1 protein-coding gene is annotated in these 425 nt (G+C 58.1%); it reads left to right on the top strand.

Annotated elements, in window-relative coordinates:
• Positions 1 to 425: lysophospholipid acyltransferase family protein (locus Q4563_RS16370; protein WP_303605235.1), on the top strand; the 425-nt coding region annotated here is incomplete at both ends.

Genomic DNA, 425 nt, shown 5'->3' with positions numbered 1-425 from the left:
AGGCAGAACTGGCCGCCGGGAAGGGGGTGTTATTGCTGGGAGCGCACTACTCCATGCTCGACCTTGCCGGGGCTCTGTTTGTCACCCAGGTACCGGTCAATGTCAGTTACCGGCCCCAGGACAATCCAGTGATGAACTGGTTGATGGAACAGCGCCGCCAGAAACTCTACAGCGGCTGCTACACCCGCAAGGATATCCGTGCCTTTATTCGTTGCCTCAAACAAGGTGAGGCGCTGTGGTACGCGCAAGACCAGGACTTTGGCCGCAAGAACAGTGTTTTTGTGGATTTTTTCGGGATTCCGACGGCCACGATTACCGCCACTTCCCGCATTGCCAGAGCCGGCAAGGCAACCGTGATGCCGGTCACCTACTTTCGCCGCCATGACAACTCCGGCTACGATATCACCGTACACCCGCCACTGCCG

The sequence above is a fragment of the Gilvimarinus sp. 1_MG-2023 genome (assembly GCF_030548285.1).
This window is presented reverse-complemented; position numbering and strand designations above follow the sequence as displayed.